The sequence below is a fragment of the Azospirillum sp. B506 genome, from assembly GCF_000333595.1.
Lineage (GTDB): Bacteria > Pseudomonadota > Alphaproteobacteria > Azospirillales > Azospirillaceae > Azospirillum.
The window spans coordinates 1-14,238 of record NZ_BADK01000727.1; the positions used below are offsets into that span (position 1 = coordinate 1).

The following is a 14,238-nucleotide window of genomic DNA, read 5'->3' on the forward strand; positions in this document are numbered from 1 at the left end:
CTGGACGGTGCCGACGGGCTGGAGGTGCAGAAGGCGCTGCATGAGCGCTCGATCTTCGTACCGGTGGTGCTGATGACCGGCCAGGGCGACATCCCCATGACCGTGCGCGGCATGAAGGCCGGAGCCGTCGATTTCCTGTCCAAGCCCTTCACCGAGGACGAGGTTCTGCACGCGGTCGGCGAGGCGGTGGCGCTGGACGGCCGCCGCCGTTCCGAACGGGGCGAGGACGACGCGGTGCGCAGCCTCTACGGCAAGCTGACCCCGCGCGAGCGCGACGTGATGGGATTGGTCACCGCCGGGCTGATGAACAAGCAGGTTGCGGCCAAGCTGGAGCTGAGCGAGGTCACGGTGAAGATCCACCGCGGCAACCTGATGCGCAAGATGCACGCCCAGTCGCTGGCCGACCTCGTGCGGATGGCCGAGATCCTGGGTGTCCGCGAACGGACCGTCACCCGCTACAGCGTGGCGGGCTGAGCCGGCGCCGACGCGACAGGCAGCGAGAAGGACAGCGAGGCCCCCTGCGGGCCGCTGGCCGCCCACAGCCGGCCGCCATGTTCCTCCACGATGGTCTTGCAGATCGACAGACCCAACCCCATGCCGTCCGGCTTGGTGGAGAAGAAGGGATCGAATATCCGCGACAACACCTCGTCGGGGATGCCGGGACCGGTATCTGCGACGGTGAAGGTCACCGCTTCCGGCCCTTCCATACCGGCGGCGATGGCGATGCGCCGGTCCGGCGACTTCGCCCCTTGCATGGCCTGCACCGCGTTGTAGGCGATGTTGACGATCACCTGCTGGATCTGGGTGCGGTCACCGAGGATGGCCGGCAGCTGCGGCGGGACATCGACGGCGATGCTGGTCTTCTGGCGATAGGCCTCGTGCTCCACCAGCGTCACGGCATCGGCGATGCAGTCCTGCGGCTTCAACGGTTCGGTGACCAGCTCGCCGCGGCGCGCGAAGGAGCGCATCTTGCCGACGATGCGCACCGTATGCTGCGTGCTGGCGGTGATGCGCTGCAGGCTGGTGGCCACCTCTTCCAGGTTCGGGGGCTGGCGCGACAGCCAGCGCGTCGCCGCGGCGGCATGGCTGGCGATAGAGACCAGGGGCTGCGACACCTCGTGCGTCAGCGACGCCGCCAGTTCCCCCACCAGCGACAGGCGACCCGCATGACTGAGGTTGGCCTGGGCCGTCATCAGCGCCTCCTGCACCCGCTTCAGTTCGGACACATCGACGGCGAAAAAGTACAGGCGGCCGTAGGCCTCGGGATCGGCAGGTCCCGGCGGCAGGCTCGCCCGCCAGAGGATGGGCACGACACGGCCGTCCTTGGTGTGCAGCACACGTTCGCCCTGGCAAACCGTGTCGCCACGCACCATCGCCTTGAAGACCTGGGCATTGCTGGCGGGACTGGCCGGCAGCCGGATCCGCGATTCCCGCAGGAAGCTCTCCTTGTCCTGGAATCCCAGCAGGTCGAGCGCCGAACGGTTGGCGTCGAGGATCCGGTGGAACCGCCGCACGTCGAAAAAGAATAGCGGGTTGTCGTCCAGAAAGCGGTCGAAATCCGTCACCCCGCTGGCGATCACCTCATCGACGGCGCGCTTCACCCCTGACCAGTCTTCGCACAGAATCGAGATCGGAGAAATCTCGAACAAGTCGGCATGCCGAAGGTCCATCGGTCGAAATCCTTCCCCATCGCCATTCCGGGCGATGGTCCGCTGCGGTCGCCTGTCTTCGGTCATCTATAGGAAACTCTTGGCGGGACCGCAACTTTGTCCTGATTGTCGGTCTCGAACAGTTTCCGGTCATTCGGCGACTGGACGGCCCGGCACCCTCAATACCTTCAGCGTCTAATACCTAGAGATGGATACGAGACCGGCGGGCGGCGGACAAGAATAAGCGTCAGCCACCCCCCAATGAACTCCTGCACGGAGACCAGCATGACCACCCTCCATGTCAATGGCCGCACCTATCAGGTGGCGGTCGAGGACGACACGCCGCTGCTCTGGGTCCTTCGTGACACGCTGGGGCTGACCGGGACGAAATACGGCTGCGGCATCGCGCAATGCGGCGCCTGCACCGTGATGATCGACGGCACCGCCACCCGCTCCTGCCAGGTGCCGGTGGACAGCGTCGGGTCGGCCGACATCCGCACCATCGACGCCATCGAGGAGGATCCCGTCGGCCGCAAGGTGGTGGAGGCCTGGGTCGCCGCCCAGGTGCCGCAATGCGGCTATTGCCAGTCCGGACAGGTGATGGCGGCGACCGCCCTGTTGAAGCAGACGCCCCACCCGACCGACGGCGACATCGCCGACGCGATGACCAACCTGTGCCGCTGCGGGACCTACAACCGCATCGCCGCCGCCGTCCGCCAAGCCGCCGGCTGAGAGGAGCACCCAACATGGACCGCCTGCTCACCGCAGCCCCGATCACGCTGAAGGACCCGCTCGAACTCCAGATCGAGGCGCAGTCCGCCGTCCCGCTGATGAAGCCGGACGGCGTCTCCAACCTGTCGCGCCGGGCCTTCCTCGGCTTCGGCGCCAGCGCCCTGGTGCTGGGCGCCCTGCTGCCGTCGATGCCGGTGCGGGCCGCCACGGCCAGCGCCGCCGCCGTCAAGCCGGGCAGCCGCATTCCCGCCTTCCTGGTCATCGGCAAGGACAATGCCGTCACCCTGCTCAGCCCCTTCGTCGAGGGTGGCCAGGGCATCAACACCGGCATGGCCCAGATCGTCGGCGAGGAGCTGGACGTCAATCCCAGCCGTTTCACCGTGGAATGCGCCCCGCCGGGGCCTGATTACGCGGTCATCAACGGGCTGCGGATGACCGGCGGCAGCTTCTCCACCCGCTCCAGCTATCCGCTGATGCGCCGGCTGGGCGCCACCGCCCGCGACATGATGATCCGCGCCGCCGCGACGAAACTGAAGGTCAAGCCGGAGAGCCTGAAGACGGAGGACGGCTTCGTCATCCATGCCGCGAGCGGGCAGCGGCTTGTCTATGGCGAACTTGCTCCCGTGGCCCTCGCCCTGCCGCCGCGCGACGACGTGGCCCTGCGCGACCCGGCCAGCTTCCGCTACATCCGCCAGCCGGTGGCGCGGCTGGACGTGCGGGCGAAGTCCACCGGCAAGGCCGTCTACGCCATCGACCAGAAGCTGGAGGGCATGCTCTACGCCGCGGTCCAGCATGCGCCGAACCAGGGCACGACCGTCCAGTCGGTCGCCAACGAGGCCGCTGTGTCGGCGATGCCCGGCGTCCATTCCGTCCACAAGCTGCCCGGCGCGGTGGCGGTCGCCGCCGACAGCTGGTGGCGTGCCCGCAAGGCGGTGGAAACGCTGTCGGTGAGCTGGTCGGCCCCGGCCGCGTCCGGTCTGGACAGCGTGGCCGCCGACTTTGCGTCGGACGGGATGCTGGCCGCACTGAAATCCTCCAGCGCAGCCGGTCTTCCGGCGGAATCCGACGGCGATGCCGCCGCCGCTTTCGCCAATGCTGCCAAGGTGATCGAGGCGGAGTACGACGCGCCCTATCTGGTCCACGGACAGCTGGAACCGCCATCCGCCATGGCGCGCTTCAATGCCGACGGCACGCTGGAACTGTGGGCGCCCAACCAGATGCCGGAGCTGTTCCAGTCGGTGGCGGCCCAGACCGCCGGGCTGGCGCCGGACAAGGTCATCCTGCATTCGCCGATGCTCGGCGGCTTCTTCGGCCGGCACTTCCTCTATGGCAGCGCCAACCCCTTCCTCCAGGCGATCCAGCTGGCGAAGGCCACCGGCCGCCCGGTGAAGGTGCTGTGGTCGCGCGAGGAGGAGTTCCGCATGGACGCCGTCCGACCGCTCAGCTTCACCCGCTTCCGCGCCGCCATCGGCAAGGACGGCCGCCCCACCGCCATCCAGGCGCGCACGGTGGGCGAAGGGCCGCTCGGCCGCTGGTTCGGCGCGGTGTTCAAGGATCCCGTCGACAGCTCGGCGGTGGAGGGCGTCACGGAAAAGCCCTATGCCATCCCCAACCGGCGGATGGAGTACGTCAAGTTCCCCCACCCCGTGACCATCGCCTTCTGGCGCTCCGTCGGCCATTCGATGAACGACTTCTTCTATGAGGGATTCCTGGACGAGATCGCCGATGCCGGCGGCCAGGACCCCTTCGCCCTGCGGATGGATCTGCTGAAGGACAAGCCGCGCCACCGCAAGCTGCTGGAAACGGTTGCGGCGATGTCCGGCGGCTGGAAGCGCGGCCCCTATCAGGTGGACGGCACCCGCCGCGCCCGCGGCGTCTCCATGGCCTCCCCCTTCGGATCGGAGACGGCGACCATCGCCGAGGTGTCGGTCCAGGGCGGCGAGACGCAGGTCCACAATGTCTGGGTCGCCTTCGATCCCGGCAGCATCGTCAATCCGGCCATCGTGAAGTCGCAGGTGGAATCCGCCGTGGCTCTCGGCCTGTCGGCCACCCTGTTCGAGGAGCTGGTCTACAAGGACGGTGTCCGTCAGTCGCACAATTTCGACGATTACCCGATCCTGTCCCGCCGCTCCATGCCCGCGGTGCATGTGGAGATCGTGGAAAGCGGCGCCCCGATGGGCGGCGTCGGCGAACCCGGCCTGCCGGGCGTTCCGCCGGCGGTGGTCAATGCGGTGGCGGCCCTGACCGGCCAGCGCGTCCGCAGCCTGCCTCTGGCGAAGAGCAAGATCGGGGTGTAAGGCCGGAAGTCCCGCCCCTCCGGCGTGAATGTCTGGAAAAGTCGTTTCCATGACATTCACGCCGCCTTGCGTCCGTCCTAAACTTCGGGCAACCGCCATTTTCCGCCGCCTGTCCAGCGATGGGATGCAAACGCCCCATGGTCAGCGCCGTGCGGAATGGCTCCGCACAGGAATCTGTCCATGGCATCCACCACCCTTCATTCGAGGGCGCCGCTTTACTGGCTGGCGCTCGGGTCCTTCGCCGTCGGGACCGAGAGCTTCATGATCGCGGCGATCCTGCCGGACATCGCCACCGATCTGGCGGTCAGCGAACAGGCGGCCGGCCAGCTGGTGTCGGTCTTCGCGTTGACCTATGCCGCCAGTTCGCCGCTGCTGACGGTCCTGACCGGGGCGGTCAGCCGCCGTCTTCTGCTGATCGCGACAATGCTGGCCTTCGTCGCCGCCAACGTCGTGGCGGCGGTTGCCGGCAGCTATGGCGGACTGATGGCGGCGCGCGTGCTGCTTGCCATGGCGGCGGGGCTGTTCGTGCCGAACGCCAACGCGCTGGCCGGCGTGCTGGTGCCGCCGTCGGAGCGCGGCCGCGCGCTTTCCATCGTCACCAGCGGCCTCAGCCTCGCCATCGTCTTCGGCGTGCCGCTCGGCGCCGTCGTCGGCAATACGCTGGGTTGGCGCATGACCTTCGGCGGCGTCGCCATTCTGTCGGTCGCGGCGGCGGCCGGACTGCTGATCGGGTTGCCAAAAGCCATCAATTCCGCGGCACCGGTGGTCGGACTGCGCGACCGGCTGGGGGCGCTTGCAAATCCTGCGGTGCGCCGCCCGCTGGCGGTCACCACCCTGTGGGCGATGGGCCCCTTCACCGTCTATCCCTACATCGCCTCCTATCTTCAACGGGTGACCGGGCTGGAGGGGGCCGCCGTCGGCTTCGCCCTGTTCGCCTGGGGCCTGGCGGCCTTCCTTGGGCTGGCGGTCGGCGGCCGTCTGACCGACCGGCTGGGCGGCGCCCGCATCGTGGCGCTGACCCTGCCGCTGATCGTGCTGGCGCTGGCGAGCCTGTCGGCGACGGCGGAACTGCTGCCGCCCTCGCTGACCCTGATCCCGGCCTTCGTCGGCATCATCCTCTGGGGCTTCGGCGCCTGGGCCTTCTATCCCGGCCAGCAGGCCCGGCTGATCGGCATCGTCGGGCCGAAGCACGCGCCGGTCATCCTGTCGGTCAACGCCTCCTTCCATTATTTCGGCTTTTCGGTTGGGGCGGGACTGGGGTCTCTGGTGCTGAGCGTCGCCAGCGTGCGGGAACTGGGGTGGGTCGGCGCGTTCTGCGTCGCGCTCGCCTGCCTGCTGGAATTCACCCCGGCCAAGGCACCGCGGATGGCCGACGTCCCGGCGGAATGAAATCGCAATAGCAAAGAGAAAGGCCGCCGGGGAAAGCCCGGCGGCCTTTTCTGCATCAGGACCGATCGGACAGGCCGATCAGACCGGAATCGGGTTCTCGGCGATGTAGCTGTTGAAGCCCATGACCAGGGCATGCTCGTTCGGGCCGGCATTGTTGCGCATCTGCCGGGCGCCTTCGACGATGGCCTCTTCGGCATCGGTGCCGAGCGCCGCCATCGTCTGTTCGATGAAGGCGTCCAGCGGCATGGCGCGCGGATCGTCGCCCTTCTTGATCAGGTCGGTGTTGACCCAGGGCGGCGCGATTTCCTGCACGGTGACGCTGGTGTTGCGCAGCATGAAGCGCTGGGACAGTGTGAAGCTGTGCAGCGCCGCCTTGCTGGCCGAATAGACCGCCGTCGTCGCCAGCGGCGTGTAGGCGAGCACCGAAGTGTTGTTGACGATCACCGACCGCGGCTGCGCCTTCAGATGCTCGATCAAGGCCGAGGTCATACGGATGGGCCCGAGCAGGTTGGTGGTGATGATCGACTGCGCCAGAGCGTCGTCGATGGGGCCGGAGGCATCGTCGAACGGCATGATGCCCGCATTGTTGATCAGGACATTCAGCGTCGGATTCTCGGCCACCAGGCGCTCGGCGGCGATCTGGATGCTGATCGGATCGGCGATGTCCAGCTCGATGCTTTTCATGCCGGGGTTGGCGGCGGTCACCTCGTCCAGCAGGGCCTTGCGCCGGCCGGCGATGATGACCTGATTGCCCAGCTTGTGGAAAGCCTCGGCCAGCCCGCGGCCGATGCCGGACGTGGAGCCGGTGATGAAGATCGTGTTGCCGGTGAGTTGCATGGCTGGATGTCCATTCTTAAGGGAGAGTTGAACAAGCGGGAGCATTGGGGGAAATGAAATATTCCCCGTTGAGACGCCATCCCTGGTGATGTGGAAAGCTACCGCACCTGCAGTAATGCGGGAGCCATATCTAGGTATTAACGGCGAGCGCCGCCGGCGCTCCGGCTATTCCAGCGCCGAAGCACGGCCGGTCTCCACCGACCGCCGGATCACCTGTGGCGGCTGCCCATAGGCGCGCAGGAAGGCGCGGCGCATCCGCTCGCGGTCGGCGAAGCCGGTTTCGCGGGCAATGACGTCCATCGAATGGCGGCCCTCCTCCATCATCACGCGCGCCGCCTCCAACCGCAGATGCTCGACCGCCTTGGCCGGCGTCTGCCCGGTTTCCTGGCGGAACAGGCGGCTGAACTGGCGCGGGCTGAGATTCGCCGCCTCCGCCAGCTCATCCACCGACAACTCGTTCCTCAGATTTTCCTTGGCATGGACCAATGCCCGCCGCACGCGGTCGGAACGCGGCTCCAGATCCAGCAGGGCGGAGAATTGCGACTGCCCGCCGGGCCGGCGCAGATAGACGACGAGCTTGCGCGCCACCGCCTTGGCGACCTCCGCGCCGAAATCGTCCTCGACCAGCGCCATGGCGAGGTCGAGACCGGCGGTCATCCCGGCCGAGGTCCAGACATTGCCGTCGACGCTGAAGATGCGGTCCTCCTCCACCCTCACATTGGGGTAGAGGCGCTGGAGCGTGCGGGCATGGCTCCAGTGGGTGGTGGCGCGGCGTCCGTCGAGAAGGCCGGCCTCCGCCAACACATAGGCCCCGGTGCAGATGCCGGCCACCCGCCGCGACGTCTCCGCCGCCTCACGCAGATAGGCCAGCAGGCCAGGGGTCGACGGCCTGACCCGCAGCGATCCGATGGTGACGGTCGTGTCGAAGAAGCCGTCGCCGAAGCGCTGGGTTTCCACCGCGAAGCCCAGTGAGTTGCGCACCGGCCCCCCCTGCTCCGACAGGACATGGACCTGATAGGCGGGCCGGCCGAGCACGAGGTTCGCCATCTCGAATGCCGACAGCGCAGCCATCCCCATCACCTGAAAATCGTCGAACACCAGGAACCCGATGGTGAGCATGTCCCGCCCTGCCTTGTCTTGCCCATGATCCGCCCGCCTGTGGATGCGGCATCGACGCTCAGACTATGCGGCCGCCGCATTGTCTGAAATGCCAAAGACACCACGATTCCAGACATCGCAACCGAACGGAATGTCCGAAATCGCTCTTTTCCCGGCAGAAATGGAGGATGCCCGCCGTCCCGTTGCAGGCTCGCCGCTGTGTCGGGCTGGGGCGTGCCGCCTCCAGATTCCCGTTCGGGAAATCGGCGACGACGACGGTACGGACGAGGATGCGGGTTTGGCCGCCGCCGCCATCCAACGGGTCGGGAAAGACGCCCGGAACAGCATCCCAAAGACGGGTGCATCCTTCTATATCGCACCACCGGCTGGACGTAGCGTGGCCCCACCCAACCGGCACCCGCGACGGCGTGACCGGACCTCTCAGGAGACACGACCATGATGCTCAACTGGAACGAATACCGCCAGCAGGTACTCACCGGCGTCGGTGAGATCGCCAAGCTCAGCCCCGACACGGTGCGGGGCTATGGCAGCCTCGGCGCCGCCGGCCAGAAGAAGGACCTGCTGGGCGCCAAGGTGCGGGAACTGATCTCCCTGGCGGTCGCCGTCAGCATCCGCTGCGACGGCTGCATCGCCGTCCATACCGAAGCGGCGATCAAGCAGGGCGCCACCCGTGAGGAGATCGCCGAGGCGCTGGGCGTCGCCGTCGCACTGAACGCCGGGGCGGCCCTGGTCTATTCCACCCGCGTGATGGACGCCTACACGGCGCATGGCTGAACCGAAGGCGGCGGAGACGGGCCATCGGGCCGCCGCCGCCCTCCTTCCGCCAGGGCCCCGTCCCGGATATTTTCGTTACGCCTCTTCAGCGCCCCCGTCGATCAGATGCTTGTGCCGCCACAGCCGGGGCGCTTCGCCGGCAACGCGGCGGAAGATGCGCGAGAAATGCGATTGGTCCGAGAAGCCGCAGTCGAGCGCGATCTGCGACAAGGGCGTGGTCGTGCTTTCCAGGAGTTCCTTCGCCCGCTCCACCCGACGGCGCACGATGTAGGCATGCGGCGGGCAGCCGAAGCTGTCCTTGAAGGCCTGACAGAAATAGCCGCAACTGAGCTTCGCCGCCGCCGCCAGATCCCGGTTGCGGATGGAGCTGGCGAGATGGTCGTCGATGTAGGCGACAACCCGCCGAGCCTGCCAGGCCGCAAGCCCCGCTTTCGACGGCTCTGCTTTTTGACCGCCCTCGTCCGGCGTGTCGGACGCTTGCCGATGCTCATCGCCGGTGCGCTGCAGCCGGGCCAGGGCCAGCGACAGGCAATGCTCCACCGACTGGCGATCCGGCGCCAGCATGTCGTTCGCCACCCGCAACAGCCAATCGGCCGCGGCCGCCAGCCTGTCGTCATCATCCCGCGCCTGGACGACGGACGCCGGGGCTGCCAACGCCGGAAGAAAGCGCAACGTCTCGGAAGCAGCCAAGTCCATGTCGATCTCCTGCTCAGGTCACCTTGACGGCGACAGTGCCGGAGGCCCGGTTGTGCGGGAACCCATACTCAGGTATCAAAAGCCGTTCGGGGAGGGCCGAAGGAACCGTTGCGCCAGCCGCTTCGGCTCCCCCGCGGTTCGGACCTTGCACCAGGGCATCGGGAAGACGGCCGCAAGTGCGCCGGCGGGTCGAGGGTGTCTACAGCCGATCCAGAAGTGCCGCCGCTTCCCGGAGATCGGGGGTATCGTGCCCCTCCGTGAAGCTGGCGTAGATGGCCGAAAGGGTGGACGCGGCGTCCTGTCGACGCCCTGTCTCCATGAACCGCCTGGCCATGCTCATCGCCGTCCGCAGGCTCCAGGACCGCGCGCCCTGTGCTCCGGCGATCTCCATCGATCGCCGCAGCAGCCCTTCCGCCTTTTCCAGTCCGTCGGCGTTTTCCGATTTCAGGCGGAGCAGTTCGGCCGTCGCCCAGTTGGTCGCGCCGTCGCTCGCTTCATCCAGGATGGCTGGCGGGATCAGACGCGGTGCGACGGTCGCGAGCATCCGGATGCGCTTGTTACGGTACACCTCGGCGAACCGCGAAGACCGGTTGAGCGCCGCGAGTTGGTCGTCATGGCCCTGCCGCGCCTCCAGCGCCAACTGATAACACAGACCATAGGTGCGCCAGACGAACAGGGAGCCTTCATTGGTCTTTTCGACCAGCAGGTTGGCATAGCGCGCCGTCAGGTCGTAATCCCCGCACCAGAAGGCCACCGGACAGGCGCCGAGGGACAAGGCGAAGCACAGGGAAAGCATATGGTCGGAGGCCAGCGCTTGCTCCACCGCATCGTGCATGGCCTCCCTGGCCCGGTCCGGATGGCCCTGGATCCAGGATATGCGCGCCATATGGGTGAGGGAGACGATCCGCTGCTCGAACTGGTAGCCGCGCAGGCTCGATCCGGTCGTCGGGGCCGGGGCGCTCAGACACCGCTCGGCGAAGCCGCGCGCCCGGTCGAACTCGCCCACGGTAAGGAGGCCGAGCGCCATCATGCGCTGATGCATGGACTCCGCGCCGGGATCGGCGGGCGTTCCCAGAAGGTCCCCGAAACGCTCTGCCGCCTCAAGCGCGTCCTGGTCCTTCTCAAGGGCCAGATAATAGAGCCACAACCCCCACAGGCCGCGGCGCTGGTATCCGACATTGCCGAGCTGCTGCGAAAGTTCAAGCCCCCGCAGCAGCACGGCCTTGACCTCCGGCGCCGGACCGAGCGAATTCCACAGCGCCGGACCCAGATGTGCCGTGATCGACATCTCGGACCGCAGGTCAGGGTCCGGCTGCCGCCGGACAGCCTGCAGCACCGTCTCGGCATGCCGTCGGAATTCATCGGTCAGCGACAGCTGGAACCACATCGGAGCCGACGCGACGGTCAGGTCGACGGCGACCGCCAGATCGCCGGCAGGCGACAGCGACCATTCCAGCGCGCTGCGAACATCGTCCACCCGGGTTCCATACACAATGGTCCAGGCCACCGTGTTCGTCGATTGCGATCCGCCCAGCATCCGGCAGAGATGCTGCGCAAGATTGCGGCAGACCACGTCGGCCTCGCCACTTTCCCGAAGCCGTTCCGCCGCGTATTGGCGCGTGGTTTCGAGCAAACGGAACTGGACGCTCTGCTGCCGGTGCTCGACGGACAGCAGCGACTTCTTCGACAGCTCCGATATGCCTTCGACGACATCCTCCTCCGAAATCGCGCCGAAGGCCGCGACGCCGATGGCAAGGTCGCCGGTGAAAGACCCGCGGATGACGGAAAGCCGGCGCAGGACAATCCGTTCGCACTCGTCCAGCAGGCGGTGGCTCCACTCCAGCGTGGCCCGCAGGGTCTGGTGACGGGGCAGCGCGGTGCGCCGACCGCCGCGCAGAATGTCGAAGGCCCGGTCCAGGCTCGCCGCCAGACCATGGATGCCCAGCAGGGGCACGCGGGCCGCCGCCAATTCCAGCGCGAGCGGAACGCCATCCAGGTGGCGGCAAAGCTCCGCGGCGACCGGCGCATCCGCGTCCGACAGGCGGAACATGCTGTCTCCGGACGACACCCGTTCGACGAACAGCTCGACCGCCGGGTAAGCCAGCGCCTGCTCGGCGGTCGGCGTGTGTTCGCGCCCCGGCGGAACGGACAGGGGCGGCAAGCGGTAAACCCACTCGCCCTGAGCGCGCAGGATTTCGCGGCTGGTAACGAGGATGTCGATGTCGAGAGCCGTCGCCAGGATGCCCTCGATGACGATGGCCACCTCTTCGATCAGATGCTCGCAGTTGTCGAGGATCAGCAGGGCATCCAACCCCTTGACCGCCGCGAGGAACCCGTCCAGGCCACCCTTGCCGCCACCGGGAAGCTTCATTGCCTGGGCGATGGTGGCGCAGACCAGCGTCGGGTCCGACAGCGTGCTCAGATCGACGAAATGGACGCCGTCCCGATGGCTGCCCGCTGAAACCTGCGCCACTTCGATGGCGACGCTCGTCTTTCCGATGCCACCCACGCCGGTGATGGTGACGAAATTCTTCTCCGCCACCTTCCGCACGATGTCGTCGATCGTCTCGTCACGCCCGATCAGCCGGTCGATGTTGCGGGGCAAAAGGATCGAAAGATCCGCAGGCCGTGCGGACGGATGCGCGGCGGCCCGCTCCGCCGCCTCTTGCGAGGCCGGCGTCAGGATGGTCCCGACGAACCGGTAGCCCTGTGCCGGAATGTTCTCGATGTAGTCCGTGCCGAGGTCGTTCTTGCCCAGCAGCTTGCGCAAGGAGCCGATGTGAACGCGGATGTTCGCCTCCTCGACGAACAAACCCGGCCAGACGCGGGCCATGATGTCGCGGTTGCTGACGACCGCTCCGGCCTGTTCCAGCAGCAGGGCGAGAATGGCAACGGGCCGGCTTCCCACCTTGACGGCAACACCGTCCTTCAGCAGCCCGCGCAGCGGAGAAAAGCGGAAGGGTCCGAAGGAAACCTCGTTGTTTTCCATGGCGGAACCTGCCGCAGCCCCCGGTTGGGAACCAGCGGAACCGTGGGAAACGGATGTTTCAGCCAAAGGTGGTATCCACCGCTCTCCCAACGGGAAAACGACGATGGGTTCTCTCGCGCGGCTCCGTCCAAATCAGGTCTTCAAAGGCAAATGAAGGGGTCATTTCCCATCGCAAAGGATACACAAGACTTCATCATGATACGTATGCTTTGCCACAGGTCAATGAAACATAACGTGGAATGGGGGGACCAGCGGGACGTTTGCCCGCCGGCCATCGTCAATCATCGGCGTCATCCTCCGCCAGGCCGCCCGCAACCCCGATGGCATCGGCCCACCGGCTTCTCACCAGGTCCACCGCGCGCCTTCGGGTGAAAGCGCCGGACACGATGATCGCGGAGGGAAAGGCGGCGCGAATGCGGGCGGCGGCGCTACGATCCTCATAGGGCAGATGGCCGAGCGCAGCCCCATCCGCAGCGGTGCGGACAAGATGCACGAAGGGAAGCTCCTGCCCGGCCAACGCCGTCAGGAGCATGGTGAACAGCGTCACCGGGTCCGAATCCGACATGCCGCGGAACTGGCCGAACGGCGACAGGCGGACACCGACCCGCTCCGCCATCCAGACGCCGGTAACCGCATCGACAAGTTCGCAGAGGAAGTTCAGCCGGTTCTGGATCGAGCCGCCATACCGGTCCGTGCGCCGGTTCACCCCGTCCTGAAGGAACTGGTCGGGAAGCGAGCCGTCCGCCGCGTCGAGTTCCACGCCATCGAACCCGAGGTTCCTGGCCTGCTCGGCCGCGCGGCAGAAATCCGCGATGACCTCGTCGATGCCGGTGCCATGCAGGGTGGCGGCACTCTCAGGGGCGTGTCCAGGGTGGCACAGCCGCGCCACCACCTTGGCTTTCCTGGCATGGGCCAGGCCGATCGCCGCAGCCCAGGCATCAACCACCCCGGGCGTGTCGAACCCATCCGGAACGGAGGCGGACGCCGCCGTCGCGGAAACCGGCACAGGGGGCGTTATGACCAGCCCGCCGGGCGAGACCTGCCGAACGCAGGCGCCATAATCGGCCGGCGAGCAGCGCTCGCCGGTTCGCCGGTGATCGGTCGCCGCCGATATGACGACGCGATGGGCGAGATCGAGCGCACCGATGTTTATCGGGAGAAACAACTTTTCCATTCCGGTACCTTCCACCGGATCAAAACCGCAGCGCAGCGCGGCCGGGCACTGGAGCGTCGAGAGCGCAGCACATGGGACGACCGAACTCTGCCATACCAATCTCAGCCATGCCGGCCACGGACCTGCCTGTCGCTTTGCACCGTCCTCAAGCCGGGGGCCGAGCGGAAGGCGGAGACGGGAGCCGCATTGGCGCGCTTGGGAAGCGACGGCGGGGTGGAGGCCGCGCGCACCGACGCCACCAGTTCAGCGATGCGGCGCGCCATCTCGTCGGCACGGTCCATCTCGGCCTCGATCAGCCGGGACATCTTTTCCGCATCGGGGCAGGCGGCACCGTTGCGCTCGGTCCAGCGGCGCCGGGCGTCCGACGCCAGCCGGATGGAGGTGACGGCGTTGACGAGGGTCCTGACATAGGAGGCGTAGGTGTTGATCTCCACCTCGCCGAATGCGTGCGGCGGCATCGCGAAGGCTTCGGCTTCGGGCCACCGCTGGTACGGCGACATCGACGATGCACCGGCGTCATGGCCGGAAAGCTGGCCGGAAAGCTGGGCTGAAAGGTGAGCCATGGCCCCTGCTCCTGTCTGG

The 14,238-nt window shown here is 67.2% G+C and carries 12 protein-coding genes; 5 read left to right on the forward strand and 7 right to left on the reverse strand.

All coding sequences use genetic code 11. The annotated features are described in order from the left end of the window. The coding region (locus tag I71_RS21785) for a response regulator transcription factor (RefSeq protein ID WP_042698097.1) at positions 1 to 474 on the forward strand (474 nt) is incomplete at its 5' end. On the opposite strand, the gene I71_RS21790 is transcribed toward I71_RS21785, so the two are convergent. Continuing rightward, on the reverse strand, positions 456 to 1,670 hold the full coding sequence (locus I71_RS21790; protein WP_049976239.1) for a sensor histidine kinase: 1,215 nt from the start codon (positions 1,668 to 1,670) through the stop codon (positions 456 to 458). The two genes, I71_RS21785 and I71_RS21790, sit on opposite strands and share 19 nt — an antisense overlap. A gap of 264 nt (positions 1,671 to 1,934) precedes the next feature. On the opposite strand from I71_RS21790, the gene I71_RS21795 reads away from it, so the two are divergent. From I71_RS21795 to I71_RS21805, 3 genes are all read left to right on the forward strand, one after another. Further along, positions 1,935 to 2,381, forward strand: coding sequence for a (2Fe-2S)-binding protein (locus I71_RS21795; RefSeq protein WP_042698179.1), 447 nt, complete (start codon positions 1,935 to 1,937; stop codon positions 2,379 to 2,381). Positions 2,382 to 2,395: 14 nt separating this feature from the next. Continuing rightward, on the forward strand, positions 2,396 to 4,678 hold the full coding sequence (locus tag I71_RS21800; RefSeq protein WP_199902226.1) for a xanthine dehydrogenase family protein molybdopterin-binding subunit: 2,283 nt from the start codon (positions 2,396 to 2,398) through the stop codon (positions 4,676 to 4,678). Positions 4,679 to 4,858: 180 nt separating this feature from the next. Next, the gene (locus tag I71_RS21805; protein WP_042698101.1) at positions 4,859 to 6,067 is read left to right on the forward strand and encodes an MFS transporter; all 1,209 of its coding nucleotides are present in this window, start codon (positions 4,859 to 4,861) and stop codon (positions 6,065 to 6,067) included. Positions 6,068 to 6,145: 78 nt separating this feature from the next. Here I71_RS21805 and I71_RS21810 read toward each other — a convergent pair whose 3' ends face one another. Both I71_RS21810 and I71_RS21815 read right to left on the reverse strand, forming a co-directional pair. Next, positions 6,146 to 6,904, reverse strand: coding sequence for an SDR family oxidoreductase (locus I71_RS21810; RefSeq protein WP_042698104.1), 759 nt, complete (start codon positions 6,902 to 6,904; stop codon positions 6,146 to 6,148). Between the two features lie 165 nt (positions 6,905 to 7,069). After that, positions 7,070 to 8,023, reverse strand: coding sequence for a GlxA family transcriptional regulator (locus I71_RS21815; protein WP_042698107.1), 954 nt, complete (start codon positions 8,021 to 8,023; stop codon positions 7,070 to 7,072). Between the two features lie 438 nt (positions 8,024 to 8,461). On the opposite strand from I71_RS21815, the gene I71_RS21820 reads away from it, so the two are divergent. Beyond that, the gene (locus tag I71_RS21820) at positions 8,462 to 8,797 is read left to right on the forward strand and encodes a carboxymuconolactone decarboxylase family protein (protein ID WP_042698185.1); all 336 of its coding nucleotides are present in this window, start codon (positions 8,462 to 8,464) and stop codon (positions 8,795 to 8,797) included. A 75-nt stretch (positions 8,798 to 8,872) separates the two neighbouring features. Here I71_RS21820 and I71_RS21825 read toward each other — a convergent pair whose 3' ends face one another. The 4 genes from I71_RS21825 to I71_RS21840 form a co-directional block, all read right to left on the reverse strand. Further along, the gene (locus tag I71_RS21825) at positions 8,873 to 9,493 is read right to left on the reverse strand and encodes a helix-turn-helix transcriptional regulator (RefSeq protein ID WP_049976240.1); all 621 of its coding nucleotides are present in this window, start codon (positions 9,491 to 9,493) and stop codon (positions 8,873 to 8,875) included. 199 nt (positions 9,494 to 9,692) lie between these two features. Beyond that, positions 9,693 to 12,482 carry a winged helix-turn-helix domain-containing protein gene (locus I71_RS21830; RefSeq protein ID WP_042698110.1) on the reverse strand — a complete coding sequence of 930 codons (2,790 nt, stop codon included), beginning with the start codon at positions 12,480 to 12,482 and terminating at the stop codon, positions 9,693 to 9,695. A gap of 277 nt (positions 12,483 to 12,759) precedes the next feature. Then, a complete protein-coding gene (locus I71_RS21835; RefSeq protein ID WP_042698112.1) occupies positions 12,760 to 13,656 on the reverse strand; it encodes a hypothetical protein in 897 nt (298 codons plus the stop codon). A 101-nt stretch (positions 13,657 to 13,757) separates the two neighbouring features. Next, the gene (locus I71_RS21840; RefSeq protein ID WP_042698115.1) at positions 13,758 to 14,219 is read right to left on the reverse strand and encodes a hypothetical protein; all 462 of its coding nucleotides are present in this window, start codon (positions 14,217 to 14,219) and stop codon (positions 13,758 to 13,760) included. Between the last annotated feature and the right edge of the window lie 19 nt (positions 14,220 to 14,238).